This window comes from Pseudoalteromonas sp. MMG022, assembly GCF_021654245.1.
Classification (GTDB): domain Bacteria; phylum Pseudomonadota; class Gammaproteobacteria; order Enterobacterales; family Alteromonadaceae; genus Pseudoalteromonas; species Pseudoalteromonas amylolytica.
On the sequence record NZ_JAKFZQ010000024.1, the window covers coordinates 1 to 18,173 of the forward strand.

The window sequence follows — 18,173 nt, forward strand, 5'->3', positions numbered from 1 at the left end:
ACAGAATTATCGAAGAAAAGTGATAAAAACAGACCGTTCGCATTATTTTTGAGCGGAACTTATATTTTTTGATAGTTTTATATACAAATAAAGCGCTTAATCGCGCTTTATTTGTATATTCCAACCGACTTTACGCTGATATTGCGCTTCTTGTTGTAATTCGCTTTCCATAAGTGGATGATTCGCTAGCCAATCTGCTTTAAAACTTAGCACTAGCTGTTCCAGAGCATCTGCAGAAACCATAACAGGCGGCACCATATCGTCTTGTCTGCGCATTGATAGAATAACCGCAAGCCTAACAATACGACTTAGTCGTTGCGAGGCTTTAGTGTGAGCCCCTAGATTAGCAAAGTTATTCAAATTGAGATCTGCTCTATGCGATGAGGTTAACGCAACGATCATCTGTTTTTCTATTTTTGAATAACCGGGCATACCCGTATGAGTCAGAATATAAGCACTATGTTTATGATAAAGCTTATAATCCACAATTAACCCAATTTCATGCACACAAGCAACGGCACTAATTATCTTCTTGGTCAGTTCAAGATCTAGTTGCCACGTATCTGCTAGCTGTTTAGCTAAAGACAAAGCAAGCTCAGCAACATAGCTAGCTTGGCGTTTGTCTACATGGTAACGGTCCATAAAACTATCTAATGTGCGTTTGCAAATATCTGAGTTGTGAAGCTCTGGGATCATGCTATATAGCACACCTTCACGCAAAGCACCGCCCGCAAGCCCCATCTGCGCTATATGTAGTGATTCAAAAAGAGCTATGAGGATAGCTAACCCAGATACAAATACCAATCTGCGTTCTTCACTGAGTCCAGGCAGATCAAGCTTGCTTATGCTTTGACAAGCGATAGCTTGCGCCTGAATATCATGAAGCTTCTTAAGCGTTAGTAAGTCAGATTGGCCATCTGCCGCGAGTATTTCTTGAATGGCTTGCACAGTGCCAGAAGCACCTATCGCCAGCTCCCATCCCAGCGCAACAAAATCTTTTTGTATTGGTGACACGACTTTTTTTGCTGAAATGATAGCTTGATCAAAGTTCTCGGAGCTAAGTAAACCATCCGAAAAATACTGTTCGAGAAAAGTAACACAGCCCATGTTTAAGCTTTTATATAGTAGGGCGTCAAATCCTTTACCAATGACAACTTCAGTACTCGCACCGCCTATATCAATCACTAATTGGCGACCTTGGCAAGCTGATGTGTGCGCAACACCTTTATAAATAGTCTTAGCTTCTAGTTCACCACTAATCACATTGATCTTATGATTGAGGATTTGCTCTGCCCGCGTTTTAAACTCTTCCGCGTTCTTGGCCAGTCTAAGCGTTGCTGTCGCAACGATGCTAATATTTGCCTTGGGTATATCTTGTAATCGCTCTGCAAACAGGGCTAAACACTCCCATCCTCTTTGCATCGCTTCTTCTGACAACACATTGTTTTTATCTAAACCTGCAGCCAAACGTACTTTGCGTTTAACACGGCCAATAGTATGTACACCACCCGCAACATGTCTTGCAATAAGCATATGAAAGCTGTTTGAACCTAGGTCTATAACCGCGAACACGCTACTTTGAGGAATTTTCTGCCCCACTAATGTAAACCTCTAGAAACAAGTACCAATGTGATCGCTCTAATTTAATTATTAGAGCGCGACTTTTGGTAACTACCTTGGCGACGGCCGTTATTACGGTTGCGTGGTCCAGATGAGTAGTTCCTTTTTCTTTGCATATTAGGCTTAGTTAAGTCATCAAGCAAAGCTGTTTTATCATAATGCGACAGCGGAATTGCATGTTCGATGTATGATTCGATCTCATGTAAGTTGTAGGCATATTGCTCACAAGCAAAACTGATAGCATGTCCCGATGCACCTGCACGACCGGTTCGCCCAATTCGATGAACATAATCCTCACAATCATCAGGCAAATCAAAGTTGAAGACATGACTTACTTCTGGAATATGTAACCCACGCGCTGCCACATCAGTTGCGACCAGAAAATCAACATCACCTTTGGTAAACTGCGCCAAAATACTCTGTCGTTTTTTCTGATTGACGTCACCAGTTAGTAGCCCCACTCGATGTCCATCGGCTTTCAGCCACGCGTAAACGTTTTCACAACTTTGCTTGGTGTTAGCGAAGATAATCGCTTTATCCGGCCACTCTTCTTCAATTAAAGTCAGTAGCAATGGAATCTTATCATCGTGCGAAGGGTGAAATAACTCTTCCTGAATACGCTTACCAGTTTTCACATCCGGCTCAATCTGTACATGTTCAGGGTTAGTCATATGCTCAAAAGCCAACTCTTGAACTCGGTACGATAGGGTCGCCGAAAATAATAAATTTAGTCGTTCAGATGTCTCCGGCATCCGATTGAACAAATAACGAATATCCTTAATAAAGCCCAAATCGAACATGCGATCAGCTTCATCCAACACCACAACTTCGATTTCATTAAGGCTATACGCGCCTTGTTTGTAGAAATCTATTAGGCGTCCGGTCGTGCCAATTAAAATATCTACACCATTTTCTAACTGTGCACGTTGTTTTTCATAGTCTTCGCCACCATATATCAAACCTAGTTTGAGATCACAGTGTGGCGCAATAATTTTTGCATCTTTATGTATCTGAATCGCCAGCTCCCTAGTGGGAGCCATGATCAGTGCCCTTGGTTGCTTTCTGGAAATGCCTTCTGATTGCATCAAACGATGACAAGTGGCTGTTAAGAAAGCCAAAGTTTTACCTGTCCCCGTTTGAGCTTGGCCCGCAATATCACGGCCATCAACAACAAAAGGCAAACACTTTGCTTGGATTGGCGTACAATATTCAAAGCCATTCGCGGTTAAGCCGGCGACCACTTCCGGCGCTAAAGCAAAGTCAGAAAATTTTTTATTGGTCAAATGTGTCTTAGTCATAGCGATAAAGCATAACGTTTAAACTTGCAATAAGAAACAAGAGTGTTTAAATACGCATTAAATAATTCGCCAAATTCTAACGGAGAGCGCAATGAGCGACAAAATTATTCAACTTACCGATGACAGCTTTGAAGCAGATGTACTTAAATCAGACAAGCCTGTACTTGTTGATTTTTGGGCAGAATGGTGCGGTCCTTGTAAAATGATCGCCCCTATTTTAAACGAAGTTGCTGAAGAGTTTGATGGTAAAGTAACCATAGGTAAACTTAACATTGACCAAAATGCAGGTACACCACCTAAGTTCGGTATTCGTGGTATTCCTACCCTTTTACTATTTAAAGATGGTGCTGTGGTAGCAACTAAGGTAGGCGCATTATCTAAAACTCAACTTGTCGAGTTCTTAGAAAGTAACGCTTAACAAAGCCTTAAATATGTACCCGAGAATTAAAAATCGGGTGCATATTGCCTTGTTTCCAGTTTAATTTTAGATTTTTCACACAAAATTTGTATAAAGACTGGACGCCCAGCGACCTAACTGCTAATTTATATCACCACTAACCTTTAGATTTATCAAATCAACCTCTCTCGTTTACGAGAATGACAATTGTAATAAAGAACCCACCAATATGCATTTACGCGAACTTAAAGACAAGTCAATCAACGAACTTGTAAAACTAGCCGAGTCTATGGGACTCGAAAACGTAGCCCGTCTAAGAAAACAAGACATTATTTTTGCCATTTTAAAAGCCCACGCCAAAAGTGGCGAAAACATTTACGGCGGCGGTGTTTTAGAAATTCTACAAGATGGCTTCGGCTTTTTACGCTCATCAGAAGCTTCTTACTTAGCTGGGCCAGATGACATTTATGTCTCACCAAGCCAGATTAGACGTTTTAGTATGCGCACCGGTGACACCATCAGCGGCTTAATTCGCCCACCGAAAGATGGTGAACGTTATTTTGCGTTACTGAAAGTCAATGAGGTTAATTTCGATAAACCCGAAAACTCTCGTACCAAAATACTATTCGAAAACTTAACACCTATCCACGCGAACGAACGTTTTGTTATGGAACGTGGTAACGGTAGTACTGAAGACATCACAGCACGAGTATTAGATCTTGCTTCTCCTATCGGTAAAGGACAGCGTGCGCTTATCGTTGCACCACCGAAAGCTGGTAAAACCATGCTACTTCAAAACATCGCGCAGTCAATCACTTATAACAATCCAGATGCAACACTGATGGTATTGTTAATTGACGAACGTCCTGAAGAAGTAACCGAGATGCAACGCCTAGTAAAAGGTGAAGTAATCGCCTCTACGTTTGATGAACCAGCCAACCGCCACGTACAGGTTGCAGAAATGGTTATCGAAAAAGCTAAACGTTTGGTCGAGCACAAAAAAGATGTTGTTATCTTACTTGACTCAATCACGCGTTTAGCTCGTGCTTACAATACCGTGATCCCATCATCAGGTAAGGTATTAACAGGTGGTGTAGACGCAAACGCACTACATAAGCCAAAACGCTTCTTTGGTGCAGCCCGTAACGTTGAAGAAGGTGGTAGTTTAACCATCATCGCAACTGCTCTTATCGATACCGGCTCTAAAATGGATGAAGTTATCTACGAAGAGTTTAAAGGTACCGGTAACATGGAACTGCATCTTAATCGTAAGATTGCTGAAAAACGTGTTTTCCCAGCTATTGATTTCAACCGCTCAGGTACTCGTCGTGAAGAGTTGCTGACGAAAACCGACGAGCTACAGAAAATGTGGATCTTACGTAAGATAGTTCACGAGATGTCGGAGATTGACGCCATGGAATTCCTCATTGATAAGCTATCAATGAGTAAAACAAATGATGAATTCTTTGATCTAATGCGAAGAAAGTAGCAATTAAAGTTTAAAAGAAGCCTGTTTTTACAGGCTTTTTTATTACCTATCGCTTGGCTAAGTAGGTTTTATCAACTATATATTATGAGTCTTTTAAAACTTAAATGGACTCGTTAAACAATGAAGTCACTGCACCTAGCTATGCTTTTGTTAGCCCTTAATGCCTTATTATTGATAGGCATAGGCGTGCTCTTTTCATTATCCGTGAGTGCAATTACGATACTCACCATAGCCTCATCTATCATCATGTCGGGCTGCATCCTCTACTATCATCGAAAGCGCCAAGATACCTCTTATTTAGACATGCTTGTGCAGAAACTGGTCAACGAGGGTTGTATTGATCTGACCTTTCGCTTTGATGAAAATGATAAAGACATCCCCCCAGCCTGTTTAGCACTCAATGCCAGTTTGATCACCGTTGAGCATATTATTGGTGAAGTTTATGCCTCATCAGCAAGGCTTTCACCAATGGCCGATAACTTGCGCGATACATATGCATCTATGACACAAAAAGCGTCCATTCAACATGCTCATGGCCAAGATTTAGCGTCTTCAATAAACCGTATGTTAGAAGTATCTAGGGAACTTGATGAGAATTTAGAAAAGATCTATCACTCCGTCGAGGAGGCAACACACGCCGTCAAACAAACTCGCCAAGATACCGACAAAAGCCAAAGAAGCTTACTTGGGCTTGTAGATAATATTGAACAAACCAGTAAACAGATTGAGGCGCTCAAAGCAGATAGTGACTCCATCAGTTCTGTCATTGATGTCATTAACTCTATTGCTGAGCAAACCAATTTACTTGCGCTCAATGCTGCTATTGAAGCAGCCCGAGCGGGTGAACAGGGTCGTGGCTTTGCGGTTGTTGCTGATGAAGTACGTAGCCTTGCCGCACGAACCAGCCAATCTACCCAGCAAGTTCGAGACATGGTAACCAAAATTCAGGCTGGTACCGATAGTGCTCATAGCTTAATGCAGGAGGCGTTAACACAAACAGAGCAAACGGTATCGCTATCAGAAGCATCGACGAAAGAAATGGATCAAATTGAACAAGCGATGGTGAACGTCAACGATATGTCTCAAAGTATTCATACCCAAGTGGAGCAGCAAAAAGCGGTCTCTGATGAAGCACAAAGTAGTATTGAGTCGATGGTAGAGTTAAATTCCGATGCGTTATCTAACTCTAAAATTCAAGCCGTATCCAGCAGCGACTTGCTCAATTTAGCTGTTACCATACATGAAAAATTATCGCTGTTTAAAGCAGACTATGATCCGCCCGACATGTCGCAAAGAGAGCCCAAAGATAAAAATCTGGCCCAAGATAAACCCAGCGAGACTGAAAAAGAAAGCTCATCCGACGTCGAGCTGTTCTGACAAGCCGAGATACTGTAATTCGTCACACAAAATCAGATACAAATGCTCGGCTTGCTTATACTGCTCTTTTGATAGCATTTGCTCCAACTGTCGAGAAGTATTTGCCAAAGATATGAAACTAAATGTACTCGCAGCCCCAGACAAGCGATGGCATGCGCGCTGTAAGCTTTCCCACTGCTGAGTTTGCCAAAGCTCAATGATTACAGAGCGCTCGTTGGATAATGTTGCTACAAAACTTGCTGCCAAATCACTAATATCTACCTGACTAGATACCAACTCCGATGCTGTTGATATATGCCTTTGCAAAGCTTTAATTAATAGCTTGCGATCAAGCGGTTTACCCAAGTGCCCGCTGAATCCTGCTTTTAAATATGACTGTATCTCATGTTCCATTACATTAGCAGTCAATGCATACACCGGTTGGTCAAAACCAGATTGGTGTAGCAGGTTAAGCGCTTCTACACCATCCATTTTTGGCATTTGTATATCCATTAACACAACATCAGGATACTCTCTTAGGCACAGCTCTACCGCTTCCTCACCATTTCTCGCTACCACTACCTCTAGACCAAGTTGCTCAATCAGCCGTTTAAAAAGTGCGCGGTTATCATCATGGTCTTCGGCCACAAGCACTTTCCCATAGTCCCAACTAACTTCTTGCTGTTGCTCTAAACTTTGTGGTAACTCGCGCTGTTGTGGTGCGCATGGAATATAAACAATAAACTCACTGCCCTTGTTAAGCTCACTATTGACACTAATGCTACCGCCCATCATATCAGTCAGCTGCTGTGATAAGCACAGCCCTAAGCCTGATCCTCCAAAACGACGGGTAATACTGTTGTCACCTTGCTGAAAGCTTTCAAATACTCGACTCAGTTGCTCTTGGCTCATACCGATACCGGTATCCAAAACCTTGAAAATCAACCCAGAGGGCTGGCAACTTACTTGTAGCTCGACCCCTCCGTGCTCGGTAAACTTGACTGCATTCCCCAACAAGTTAATCAGGATCTGTTTAAGACGAACATAGTCCAGCTTAACCATGACTGATTCTTCATTGTCGCTTTCAATACTAAATTGCAGCGCTTTCACCTTACAGGCGTTATAAAACATGTCACTAATATCATCGAGTAGACTTTGTAAGTAAAACTCTGTGTATTCCAAGTCTAAGCGCTGCGCTTCAATACGACTCAAGTCAAGCACATCACTAACTAAATCCTTTAGGTGCTCTCCTTGGCGCTGGATAACCCCAAGCGATGTTTTGAGCTCAAAGTTCTGCCCATGTTCATTTAACATAGCCTCGGCCTGTCCAATAATCGAGGTTAAGGGGGTTCTGATCTCATGGCTTATGTTGGCAAGGAACTGATTTTTGACTTGGTTAGCTTCTCGCAGTTCATCCGCAACACGCTGTAACTCAGCGGTTCTCTCTGCAACCTTTTCGCGCAGTTCAACTTTCGCATTCTTCTCAGCTTGCTTGAAGTACAGACTGACGACAGCAATAAAAAGCGACAACACCACCATGGAGCTTAACCAGATCACTTGCTCACGCTTTTCTATTTGTAGTGTTTGAAATGCTTGCTTTTGCTTCAGCTCTGTAATTTCTCTATTTAACTCAGCGGCTTCAATTCGGTTTTGATACTCCATCATTTTGGCGAGAACATTCTTGTTCAAAAACTCATATTGATTTGTTTGATAGCGCGTAAAGTTTAACAGTGCCTGTTCATGCTTCCCCGCGCCAGCTTGGATCAGAGCCAATGTTGCAAGCTCATCTTTTTCTAAATAACGCGCGCCCGTTTCGGTGGCCAATGACATAGCCTCATTAACCATCAGTTCCGCTTTAACTAACTCTCCTTTCACAAACATCGCTTTCGCCAGTGGAAACAAGGCAGACATACGCCCAGTGTCGCTATTTATTTTCTCCGCATAATACAAAGCAAAATTGGCCTCTTTTTCTGCTTTATCAAATTCCCCTTGCACGAGACTCACATTTGCGAGATTCGCATGCTGAACCATCAAATGATCCATATTATTTTGCTGTTCGTAGTAGTCTATCGCTGCCTGAAAGTGATATCGCGCAGAGTGCGTCATGCCTTTCTTACTGAATAACTCCCCCAAATATGTGTTTGCCAATGCAACCCCATAGCTATCACCCAACTCTGAAAACATTTTCATACCGGTGTTGATCATCTCTTGGGCAACATCAAACTGATATTGACGAATGTAAACCACCGACATATTGAGCATGATATCCGCCTCATGCTGCATTTCTCCTAGGCCCTGATAAAACTTCTGTGCTTCACCAAAATGAGAAATCGCTAAACCTAGCTCATTGGTTTTAACATAAGTCAATCCTAGGTTGTTATGCATGTTGGCTTGTTCTAATGGATTATTGCGTTTGCTCGCAATATTTAGTGCTTTTAAATACTGAGGGATAGCTGTGGTATAAAATCCTTGATGATACGCGTTGATAGCCAAAAGTTTGGTGGCAAAATAGTACTCATCACTGAGCGGTTGCTGCACATATTCCAACTCTATTTCTTTAAGGTATTGCTCTGTGGTAGTAAAGTCGTCACGTTCAAACGCCTCTCTTGCGAGTGACTTTAGTAACTCAAAGCGCTGCTTTGAGTTTAAATTTGGATGGGAAAGTAGCTGATGGCCTTTAATGGAAATATCTTGCCAGCTTTCTAAATCTCCAAGCGCCTCTATCTGGGTATCAAGCGACGGCGTGGGCTCTTGCGCAGAAACAGCCAAGGTTATGTTGAAAATCAACATTATATATATCAGCGCTCTACCTATAAGCCTTTTACCCATCCTTGTTTCCACCACCTGCTACAAAATAATGCTATGCTGAAGATACACTAACTCAATTGGTGGAACAATGCTCAACCCTTTAGTCGATACTATTTTCCTCATCATCTGTGATAAAAAAGTACACAAAGTTCATACATTAGCGGGCAAGTTAAGCCACCGACGGGCCTTTCCTCAACTAGACTCAGAGCCAAATAAAGAACTGTTTAAGAAGAACTTTTTAATCATGAATGCACTGTACCAGTTGCAAACTGAGTTATTACAGGAAGGTCTTTTCCTCAGTGTTAGCAGCATGCATATTCAGTTAGTAGATATTTCCAAAAATACGCCGCTACCACCTGATCCACTGCGAGATTATTACTTGGACTGGGAAAATTATGAAACTACGAAGGAAGAGGTATTAGAGTTACTCGATACATTCTGGCAAAGTTTTGCACCACCTAGCATACCAACAAACATACCCACTACAGTGATCCAAGGTATTTGTAAGCACTGGCAATTACCCTATCCATACCAAAGGCAGCAACTCAAACGAACGTGGCGACAACAAGCTGTATTACAGCACCCTGATAAAGATGCAGGCTGCGAACAGCGCTTTAAACAACTCAAAGAAGAGTATGACTTACTTAAAGCGCATCTGGCTGTTATTGATTGATACGGCGAACGCGAAATTTACGACCTTTCAGTTTGCCTTCACTCAGCTTACGAAACGCGGGCTTTGCAGCCTCTCTGGCGACAGCCACATAAGCACTGTTATCTAGCACATTGATTTTTCCAATTTGTGTAAAAGCGATGCCTTGTTCACCCGTTAAGCTTCCTACAATATCACCTGGGCGTACCTTTTGTTTTTTACCACCATCTATTTGCAGCGTCACCATGTCTGGTTTATAGGGAGGCTTATCAAGTAAGCTTAACGATGGCATGGGCGCAGGTTCAAAATCACGATCATATACATCACCAATCTGAGCCACTTTAAAGGCTTCGCTCTCGCCGTAGATTGAACAAGCTAAGCCTTTCTTTCCTCCTCGACCTGTGCGTCCAACACGGTGCACATGCGTTTGCGGGTCGTGTGCAAGATGGTAGTTGATCACCATATCCATATCATCTATATCTAAGCCCCTCGCAGCCACGTCTGTTGCAACCAAAATAGATGCGCTCTTATTAGCAAAACGGATCAGAGTTTGTTCTCGCTCTCTTTGTTCCAAATCACCGTGCAGTGCCACCGCATTAAAGCCAGCAGCACGTAGTTCATCACAGGCTTTTTGTGTTTCAACCTTGGTATTACAAAATACTACACAGCTTTGCGGCTTGTGTTGTAACAGCAACAGTCTCAAGGTATTAAAGCGTAGTTTGTTATTATCCAGCTTAAAAAACAGTTGCTTGATGCTGGTATTGACCGTTTGTTCTTCAACTTTAATCATTTGAGGTGAGTGCATCACACGCTCGGCAATTTCTTCAATGCGCTTTTGATAGGTCGCACTGAACAACAAGGTTTGCCTTTGCTGTGGTAAATAAGAAACAATGTTATCTAGCGCATCAGCAAAACCCATGTCCAGCATTTGGTCAGCCTCATCTAATACCAGCGCAGATACTTCAGATAGATTGAGCGTGCCCTTAAACAGATGATCCTCTATTCGGCCAGGCGTGCCGACTATGATGTGCGCACCATGTTCCAAAGATCCAATCTGTGGTCCAATGGGTACACCACCACACAGGGTTAAAATCTTAATATTATGGATGCCTCGAGCAAGTTTGCGTAGCTCCGTAGCCACTTGCTCAGCCAACTCTCTGGTTGGGCATAACACTAACCCTTGAATTCGATAGCGAGCAACATTTAAGCGTGACAATACTCCTAAACCAAATGCGACGGTCTTACCCGACCCCGTTTTGGCCTGAGCAATGACATCTTTGCCAGATAAAACTACGGGTAGACTTTGCGCTTGTATGGGCGTCATATTTTTAAACCCTAAATCAGTCAGGGTATCCAATAGCTCCTGGGCCAAAGGTAGGGTGTTAAATGCAACTGAACTCATGTGCCGTTCTCAAAGGATTAAATGATTCGAGATTCTAGCAGAAATCTGTGTGTGCGAGTATCACATCACGGCAAGTATTTACGCCTGCTTGATGCTACTTGGTATTACCTTTGAGAAGTTCTATCAGTCACCTACACTGTGACATTCGCTTAGACAAAGTGATATGGTATACCTCCTGCGGCCTTATCTGTGTCGAAGGAACAACTAAACTTTAAATATTAATCAAGGGAGTGGCCCTATGGCATCATTGAGCTTAGTCTATGCGCTTCATGAGTTCGTTGAAACATGCATCATTCACTACAGATGCCCTTTGCTCATAGCCACCTCTTTGCTGTGCGTAGGCTATTTGGGTTACCAGTATCAACACGCTCAATCACAACAAAGCGCCCTACTAGCGCAGCCAGAAGTACACGATGTCTGGATCCTCAACATGGGACACCTCGAAACACAACGTAAATATCAAGCACAATATCGCGTCGCTCAAGTATTACAGGTGTCACAGACACACATTGAACTCTTGCAAGGCAGCTTTACCTATCGAAAGCTACATGGTGCGCAGCGCGCCATTAAACTAGACTCCCTAATGTTAGATAGCTACTTTAGGCAGCAAACAATGACATTCGAACGCGCTGAATTACCCTCTCTGTTTGAACGACAGGCCATTGATAGTGTCTATCGCCCTAACGATATTTATGTACTTGGCGGTATTGTTAAAAGGCGCGCCATACCCACTGCTATCAATCATCTACCTAAAGCTTCGGTCGCTTTAAACTCACACAATGACCAAGCCGTTACGTTATTTCGTCAAGGAGATTTTAAAGCAGCCAGAGCAGAGTTCTTACAGGCGGCTAAGCAAGGAGATAGTTGGGGACAATATAATTTGGCCGGTATGCTTAGACTGGCACAAGGTGGCTCACAAGATCTGAAACAGGCGATTTATTGGTTACAACAATCAGCAAAACAACACAACCCAAAAGCTCAGGAAGCCCTCTCAGCACTTTGCGCTGAGCACCCTAAAATGTGTTAGCAACCCTCGTTGAAACGCGCTAAATATACATCAAACTCATCCGGTGATAGAGGCTGGGCATGTAAATAGCCTTGTGTAAAATCACAGTCGAGTTGTTTCAATAACCCCAACTGCTCTGCAGTCTCAACGCCCTCAGCCACCACTTGTAGGTTTAGGTTTGCCGCCATGGAAATGATGGCGCTGACCAAAGCTCTATCTTCCGCATCATGGGGCAAATCACGGATAAACTCCTGGTCAATTTTCAGCTTTGAAAGCGGAAAACGCTTAAGGTAACTCAACGACGAGTATCCGGTCCCAAAATCATCAATTGCCAGCTCAACTCCCATATCACGAATCGCTCTTAGCTGCGTAAGAATACGCTCAGAGTTGTCAGCCAACACATTTTCTGTGATCTCCAAAGTGAGTGCGTGACTAGGTAACCCTGTTTCACGTAACACCGTTGCCACAAGTGTAGATACATCTTGCCGCTTGAACTGCGTGCTAGAAACATTAACTGTGACAAAGAAAGGCGTTTTGGTTTTCTCATACCAATGTTTGGCCTGTTTACATGCCTGAAATAGCACCCACTCTCCCATCGCTAGAATGAGTCCTAACTCCTCACTAACAGGGATAAATTCTCCAGGAGAGACGTCACCGAGTGTTTCACTGTGCCAACGTAGCAACGCTTCGCACCCAATGCGCTCATTATCTTTGCCAAGAATTGGCTGATAGACAACTGATAGCTCCTCGTTTATCAAAGCCTTATGAAGCGCCCCCTCAAGCTGACTGCGCGCCTTGGCATTTTCATGCATCATGGAAGTGTAAAACTGAAAACAATTTCGCCCGTGTTCTTTGGCTTTATACATTGCGCTATCTGCGTTGCGTAATAGCACTTCTCTTTCATCACCATCGTCAGGGTAAAACGTAATCCCTATGCTGCCCGACACAAATGCCTCATGGCCCTCCAGTACAAACTGGCTCCTTAACTGGTGTAAAATCTTGTTGGCAATAGCTTCTACATCACGAATGTGTTTAATGTCCGTCAACAATATTGCAAACTCGTCTCCGCCTAGTCTTGCCACCACATCACTGCTGCGTGTGCAGTCCTGAATACGCTGCGCCGCTTCAATCAACAGCAAATCACCTATATGATGACCGAGCGTGTCGTTTATTGCTTTAAAGCGGTCCAAATCAATAAAACAAATGGCAAAACGGGTATGGTTTTCTTTTGCCGCAGCAAGTGTTGTATCAAACTTCTCGTGGTAATGATGTCGATTGGCAAGTCCCGTCAATGTATCAAAGTTGGCCTGTTGCCACATTAGCTGCTCATGATGTTTGCGTGAGGTAATGTCGTTGAACAACGCCACGTACATTTCAATATTACCTTGCTCGTCAAACACGGCTGAAACTTGTAACCAGCTCGGATAAACGTCTCCCATTTTTCGACGATTCCAGATTTCACCTTCCCAGTGCCCCCGCTCATTTAAGGTTTGATAAAGTTGGTTGAAATAGGCGTTGCTATGGTGTCCTGAATTAAACATCGCGGGCGTTTGGCCCAATACTTCATCACTTTCAAACCCCGTGATCTGAGTAAACGCACGGTTAACCATTTGAATGCGGTTGTCTCTATCAGACACCAGCACCCCTTCGGTGGTGGTGTCAAATACGGTCTGAGCTAATCGCTGCTCACGCTCACGAGCGAGACGTTCGGTGATATCTTGTAACACATAGATATACCCTAATAGCTGCTGATTAATATCCAACACAGTGGTTTTAGTGATACTAAAAGTACACTGTTTATTACCCAGCTCCAATGTGTAAGGCAATTGATAACACGTTGCTTGCTCAGCACTGCGACTATCATGCAGTACTTCCCCAATTGGCTTATTCATTAACGAGCCATGCGCTGCGAAGATATCTTCCACCCTTTTATTTACTGACAAAACTTGCCCTTGTTCATCAGTAAAAATAAGCAAATCATCAATACCATTGAAAATGGCTTTTAGCCTCGCGCCTTGTGCCTCCGAGCGTCGCTTGGCAGCCCTTAAGCGTAACAAAAGTGCACCTAACACAAGAATCGAAACCAGCAAAATGGCGATGATTAATGCCAGTAACAACACTTTCAAGCTGCTCATTTGCTGGATTTCTTGTGTTTGTGCAGCAACTTGCTCTTCTAGTTTATTTTGGTAATACCATAGTGAATCTTGTAGCGCTCGTTGAGCACTTATATCATGAATGATTGAGAGTAGCTGAGTTTGTCCTGCGCCATCGACAAATGGCGTTGAGTAAACACTCACTGTGCGTAGGGTGTCATCCGCCAAGCGGTGGCGAAAGATAAAATAGTTTCGACCTTCACTTGCAGCCAGCGATCGTTCCTCTGCAACCTGCTCTGCGTTAAGCTGATTAATGTCCTGTATCAGCATTGCTTCGAGTGTCGTACGCGAAAAGCCATAAAATTTTGCAGCTGCTTTATTGGCAGCGATAATTTGCCCCGACTGAGGGTTGATCACCAACATCACAGCACTGTGCTCTACAAATACTGGATCATCAACAGACAATGCATTCACCACACTGCTACAGAGCGACAGACACGCGATTATTATTTTTATTATTTTCATCCAGCCACCACAGACTTAAAGGCTTGAAAATGACTATAAAACAAAGCATATCCTTTGAAAACACGTTAAGGCACTAAGTATTGCACAATATCAAATAAAGCGCAGATTACTGCCATTTCAAAGTCAAGTTGATATACTGAAACCAAATTCAAGTACCCAGTAACGAAATGAAATATAAAGACTTGCGAGATTTTATCGCGCGCTTAGAAGCGCAAGGTGAGTTGGTACGTATCTCACAGCCAGTTTCCACTAAGTTAGAAATGACCGAAATCGCAGACCGCACACTCAGAGCGGGCGGTCCGGCGTTACTATTTGAAAACCCTATCGGTTTTGATATTCCCGTACTCGCCAACCTGTTTGGTACCGCCAAACGCGTTGCGATGGGAATGGGGCAAGAGGATGTCAGCGCACTGCGCGAAGTGGGTAAACTACTTGCCTTTTTGAAAGAACCTGAACCACCAAAAGGCATTAAAGAAGCGCTCGGACAATTACCCGCTTATAAGCAAGTTCTTAATATGCCTGCTAAAGAACTGCGTAAAGCACCTTGTCAGGAAGTGGTGCTCAGTGGTGGTGAGGTAGACTTAACTCAGTTACCGATTCAGCATTGCTGGCCAGGCGATGCCGCTCCGCTCATCACTTGGGGCTTAACGGTCACCCGAGGCCCTTACAAAAAGCGACAAAATCTAGGCATTTATCGCCAGCAACTGCTGGGTAAAAACAAAATTATTATGCGTTGGCTGTCTCACCGTGGTGGCGCGCTGGATTTTCAGGAGTGGTGTAAAGAAAACCCAGGTGAACCTTATCCCGTCTCCGTTGCCTTAGGTGCCGACCCCGCAACCATTTTAGGGGCAGTCACCCCTGTTCCCGACACGCTTAGCGAATACGCATTCGCAGGTCTGTTACGTGGCGCAAAAACTGAAGTCATCAAGTCTATCTCCAACGATTTACAAGTCCCCGCCAATGCGGAGATTATACTGGAAGGACATATCATGCCCGGCGAGCTAGCGCCAGAGGGACCTTATGGAGATCACACCGGTTATTACAATGAAGTTGATGACTTTCCAGTGATGACTGTCACGCATATTACGCACCGTAAAGATCCTATCTATCACAGCACCTATACCGGCCGCCCACCCGATGAGCCAGCTATTTTAGGCGTGGCACTCAATGAAGTGTTTGTGCCCATCTTACAGAAACAATTTCCTGAAATTGTAGATTTTTACTTACCGCCTGAGGGGTGCTCTTATCGCATGGCCGTTGTAACCATGAAGAAGCAGTACCCAGGTCATGCAAAGCGGGTGATGATGGGTGTTTGGTCATTTTTAAGACAGTTCATGTACACCAAGTTTGTGATTGTATGTGATGACGACGTCAATGCCCGCGATTGGAATGATGTCATTTGGGCTATCACAACACGTATGGATCCAACGCGAGATACCACCTTAATTGATAATACCCCAATAGACTATTTGGACTTCGCTTCGCCGGTTTCGGGGTTAGGTTCAAAAATGGGGATGGACGCAACCAATAAGTGGCTAGGAGAGACAGATCGTGAATGGGGGGAGCCCATCGTTATGGATGATGCCACCAAGCAACGCGTTGATGAGATCTGGGACAGTCTAGGTATTAAGCTGGAGTCATAGGATAACCATCTTGGCTGTGATAAAGTGCTGATACTTTATACAAATAATCAATATAACCGCCGTGCTAAAGGTAAAATATGCAATTAGTTAAAGCTGAAGTGGCCGCCATCAGCCCACTTACAGAGTTTGTTCATAAAGTAACACTGACTCCTGAGGAGGCTGTTACATTTGAAGCAGGACATTATTTACAACTGGTATTGGGTGAAAAAGATAAACGCGCTTTTTCTATCGCCAGCCGTCCATCGTTACGCAATGAGCTTGAGTTACACATCGGTGCCTCAGGTGCAGACTCATACGCCATGCAGGCGTTAGAACATTTGCGAGAAGCCCATCAAAGCAACACGCCAGTATCATTAGAAGTGGGCCTTGGCGTGTCACAACTACGTGTTGATCACCAACGCCCAATCGTTTTGCTAGCCGGTGGCACGGGGTTCTCTTATGTGAAGTCAATGGCTGATCATCTGGCCGAAATTGGTTTTGACCAACCCGTTTTGTTTTACTGGGGCGTAAAAGATGAGTCTGCTCTATATGCAAAACAGGAAATGGAAGCTTGGGCTGCATCACGTAAAAACTTCCAGTTTATCCCTGTCGTTGAAAACCCAAGCGGTGATTGGCAAGGACACACAGGCTTTGTACATAAAGCAGTGATGAAAGACATCGTTTCATTAGAGCCTTACAGCATTTATATGGCTGGCCGATTTGATATGATTGGTATCGTACGCGATGACTTTATTAATCATGGTGCAGAGCGTGAGCACATGTATGCAGATGCATTTGCATTCATTAAGTAGCAAACAATGTTCTTAGAAAAAACGCGCCCAGATGGCGCGTTTTTTTATGTATTTAACAACGTGCCCATTAACCCCTAGCTAGCAGTGCTTTTTTGTCGCTGTCACTTAAGTAGGCAATCTCTAACGCATTACGCTGCGCTTGCTCAATATCGTTCTGACTTAGACCAGCCTGAGGAGCTGCCACCTGATACTCGTGTGCCAGTTCAATCCCCTGAACTGCAGGATCATCGGTGTTAATACACGCCAAAATGCCGTGGTCTAAAAAGCGTTTTAAAGGATGCGTTTCGAGACTTGCAACCGTGCTGGTTAGAATATTGCTTGTTAAACAAGACTCGATACCAATACGATTATCTCGTAAATAATCCATCAAAGCAGGATCTTCAATTGCCTTTACGCCATGGCCGATGCGTGTCGCGCCAAGCTCTTGAATAGCTTGCCAAATACTTTCAGCTCCTCGTGCTTCACCTGCATGAATTGTTGCCGCTAGATAGGCATCATGAACCTGCTTGAAGTGATCAATAAAGAGGTTGCCAGGAAAGCCGATTTCATCTCCAGCTAAATCCACTGCCACCAGGTCATTTTTAAAAGCCAACAACGCATCCAGTTCATACTGGCATTTTTCTACACCAAACGTTCTCGACATAATACCAATCAAATTCACTTTGATATCTTGTCCCTTGGTAGCCGCTTTAACACCATCGACAACTGCTTCAACAACCCCTTGCGGGTGTAAGTTATGACTTTGGGCCATATAATAAGGGCTAAAGCGCAGTTCGGTGTAATCAATACTCTGTGCTTGAGCATCCGCCACATTTTCCATCGCAATCCGGCGACATGCGTCATAATCTCCCAACACTTTAACGCCCCAATCTAACTTGGCCAAAAAAGCCATTAAATCAGGGGCATTGTCCAGCACCTGTACGTGCTCTCTCAGCCCTTCTAAGTTTTGAGCTGGCAAAGGCAAATTAAATTGCTGACCAAGCTCTAAAATCGTACTCGCTCGTACGTTTCCATCAAGGTGGCGGTGTAAATCAAGCAAAGGTAGGTTGTTATTGATCATAGGTCACTCGGCTGCAGATAAAATTTTGCGGATCAT

13 protein-coding genes are annotated in these 18,173 nt (G+C 43.7%); 7 read left to right on the plus strand and 6 right to left on the minus strand.

Annotated features, from left to right (window positions below):
- Nucleotides 1-96: 96 nt before the first annotated feature.
- Nucleotides 97-1,599 (minus strand): guanosine-5'-triphosphate,3'-diphosphate diphosphatase, encoded by a 1,503-nt coding sequence (gene gppA / locus L1070_RS17385; protein ID WP_237126516.1) that lies wholly within the window; start codon nucleotides 1,597-1,599, stop codon nucleotides 97-99.
- 44 nt (nucleotides 1,600-1,643) lie between these two features.
- Nucleotides 1,644-2,918: an ATP-dependent RNA helicase RhlB gene (rhlB, locus tag L1070_RS17390; protein WP_070983498.1), complete on the minus strand. Its 1,275-nt coding sequence runs from the start codon at nucleotides 2,916-2,918 to the stop codon at nucleotides 1,644-1,646.
- 91 nt (nucleotides 2,919-3,009) lie between these two features.
- On the opposite strand from rhlB, the gene trxA reads away from it, so the two are divergent.
- The 3 genes from trxA (at nucleotide 3,010) to L1070_RS17405 (ending at nucleotide 6,181) form a co-directional block, all read left to right on the plus strand.
- The gene (gene trxA / locus L1070_RS17395; protein ID WP_070983497.1) at nucleotides 3,010-3,336 is read left to right on the plus strand and encodes a thioredoxin TrxA; all 327 of its coding nucleotides are present in this window, start codon (nucleotides 3,010-3,012) and stop codon (nucleotides 3,334-3,336) included.
- A gap of 208 nt (nucleotides 3,337-3,544) precedes the next feature.
- Complete coding sequence (gene rho, locus L1070_RS17400; protein ID WP_070983496.1) at nucleotides 3,545-4,804, plus strand: transcription termination factor Rho; 1,260 nt, start codon at nucleotides 3,545-3,547, stop codon at nucleotides 4,802-4,804.
- Nucleotides 4,805-4,924: 120 nt separating this feature from the next.
- Entirely contained in the window at nucleotides 4,925-6,181 is a 1,257-nt protein-coding gene (locus L1070_RS17405; protein ID WP_237126517.1) for a methyl-accepting chemotaxis protein, read from the plus strand.
- Here the strand turns inward: L1070_RS17405 and L1070_RS17410 are convergent.
- Nucleotides 6,158-8,989: a response regulator gene (locus tag L1070_RS17410; protein ID WP_237126518.1), complete on the minus strand. Its 2,832-nt coding sequence runs from the start codon at nucleotides 8,987-8,989 to the stop codon at nucleotides 6,158-6,160. The two genes, L1070_RS17405 and L1070_RS17410, sit on opposite strands and share 24 nt — an antisense overlap.
- A gap of 67 nt (nucleotides 8,990-9,056) precedes the next feature.
- Here L1070_RS17410 and L1070_RS17415 point away from each other — a divergent pair, with 67 nt between their 5' ends.
- Entirely contained in the window at nucleotides 9,057-9,641 is a 585-nt protein-coding gene (locus L1070_RS17415) for a DNA-J related domain-containing protein (protein WP_237126519.1), read from the plus strand.
- Here the strand turns inward: L1070_RS17415 and dbpA are convergent.
- Nucleotides 9,631-11,019, minus strand: coding sequence for an ATP-dependent RNA helicase DbpA (dbpA, locus tag L1070_RS17420; protein ID WP_237126520.1), 1,389 nt, complete (start codon nucleotides 11,017-11,019; stop codon nucleotides 9,631-9,633). The genes L1070_RS17415 and dbpA overlap by 11 nt on opposite strands.
- A gap of 238 nt (nucleotides 11,020-11,257) precedes the next feature.
- Here dbpA and L1070_RS17425 point away from each other — a divergent pair, with 238 nt between their 5' ends.
- Entirely contained in the window at nucleotides 11,258-12,046 is a 789-nt protein-coding gene (locus tag L1070_RS17425; protein WP_237126521.1) for a hypothetical protein, read from the plus strand.
- Here the strand turns inward: L1070_RS17425 and L1070_RS17430 are convergent.
- The gene (locus L1070_RS17430; protein WP_237126522.1) at nucleotides 12,043-14,643 is read right to left on the minus strand and encodes an EAL domain-containing protein; all 2,601 of its coding nucleotides are present in this window, start codon (nucleotides 14,641-14,643) and stop codon (nucleotides 12,043-12,045) included. The genes L1070_RS17425 and L1070_RS17430 overlap by 4 nt on opposite strands.
- A 167-nt stretch (nucleotides 14,644-14,810) precedes the next feature.
- Between L1070_RS17430 and ubiD the strand changes: the two genes are divergently transcribed.
- Together ubiD and fre are read left to right on the plus strand one after the other, a co-directional pair.
- Nucleotides 14,811-16,286 (plus strand): 4-hydroxy-3-polyprenylbenzoate decarboxylase, encoded by a 1,476-nt coding sequence (gene ubiD / locus L1070_RS17435; protein WP_237126523.1) that lies wholly within the window; start codon nucleotides 14,811-14,813, stop codon nucleotides 16,284-16,286.
- A 77-nt stretch (nucleotides 16,287-16,363) separates the two neighbouring features.
- Entirely contained in the window at nucleotides 16,364-17,077 is a 714-nt protein-coding gene (gene fre / locus L1070_RS17440) for an NAD(P)H-flavin reductase (protein WP_070983488.1), read from the plus strand.
- 67 nt (nucleotides 17,078-17,144) lie between these two features.
- On the opposite strand, the gene add is transcribed toward fre, so the two are convergent.
- A complete protein-coding gene (gene add / locus L1070_RS17445) occupies nucleotides 17,145-18,137 on the minus strand; it encodes an adenosine deaminase (RefSeq protein WP_237126524.1) in 993 nt (330 codons plus the stop codon).
- Nucleotides 18,138-18,173: the final 36 nt, after the last annotated feature.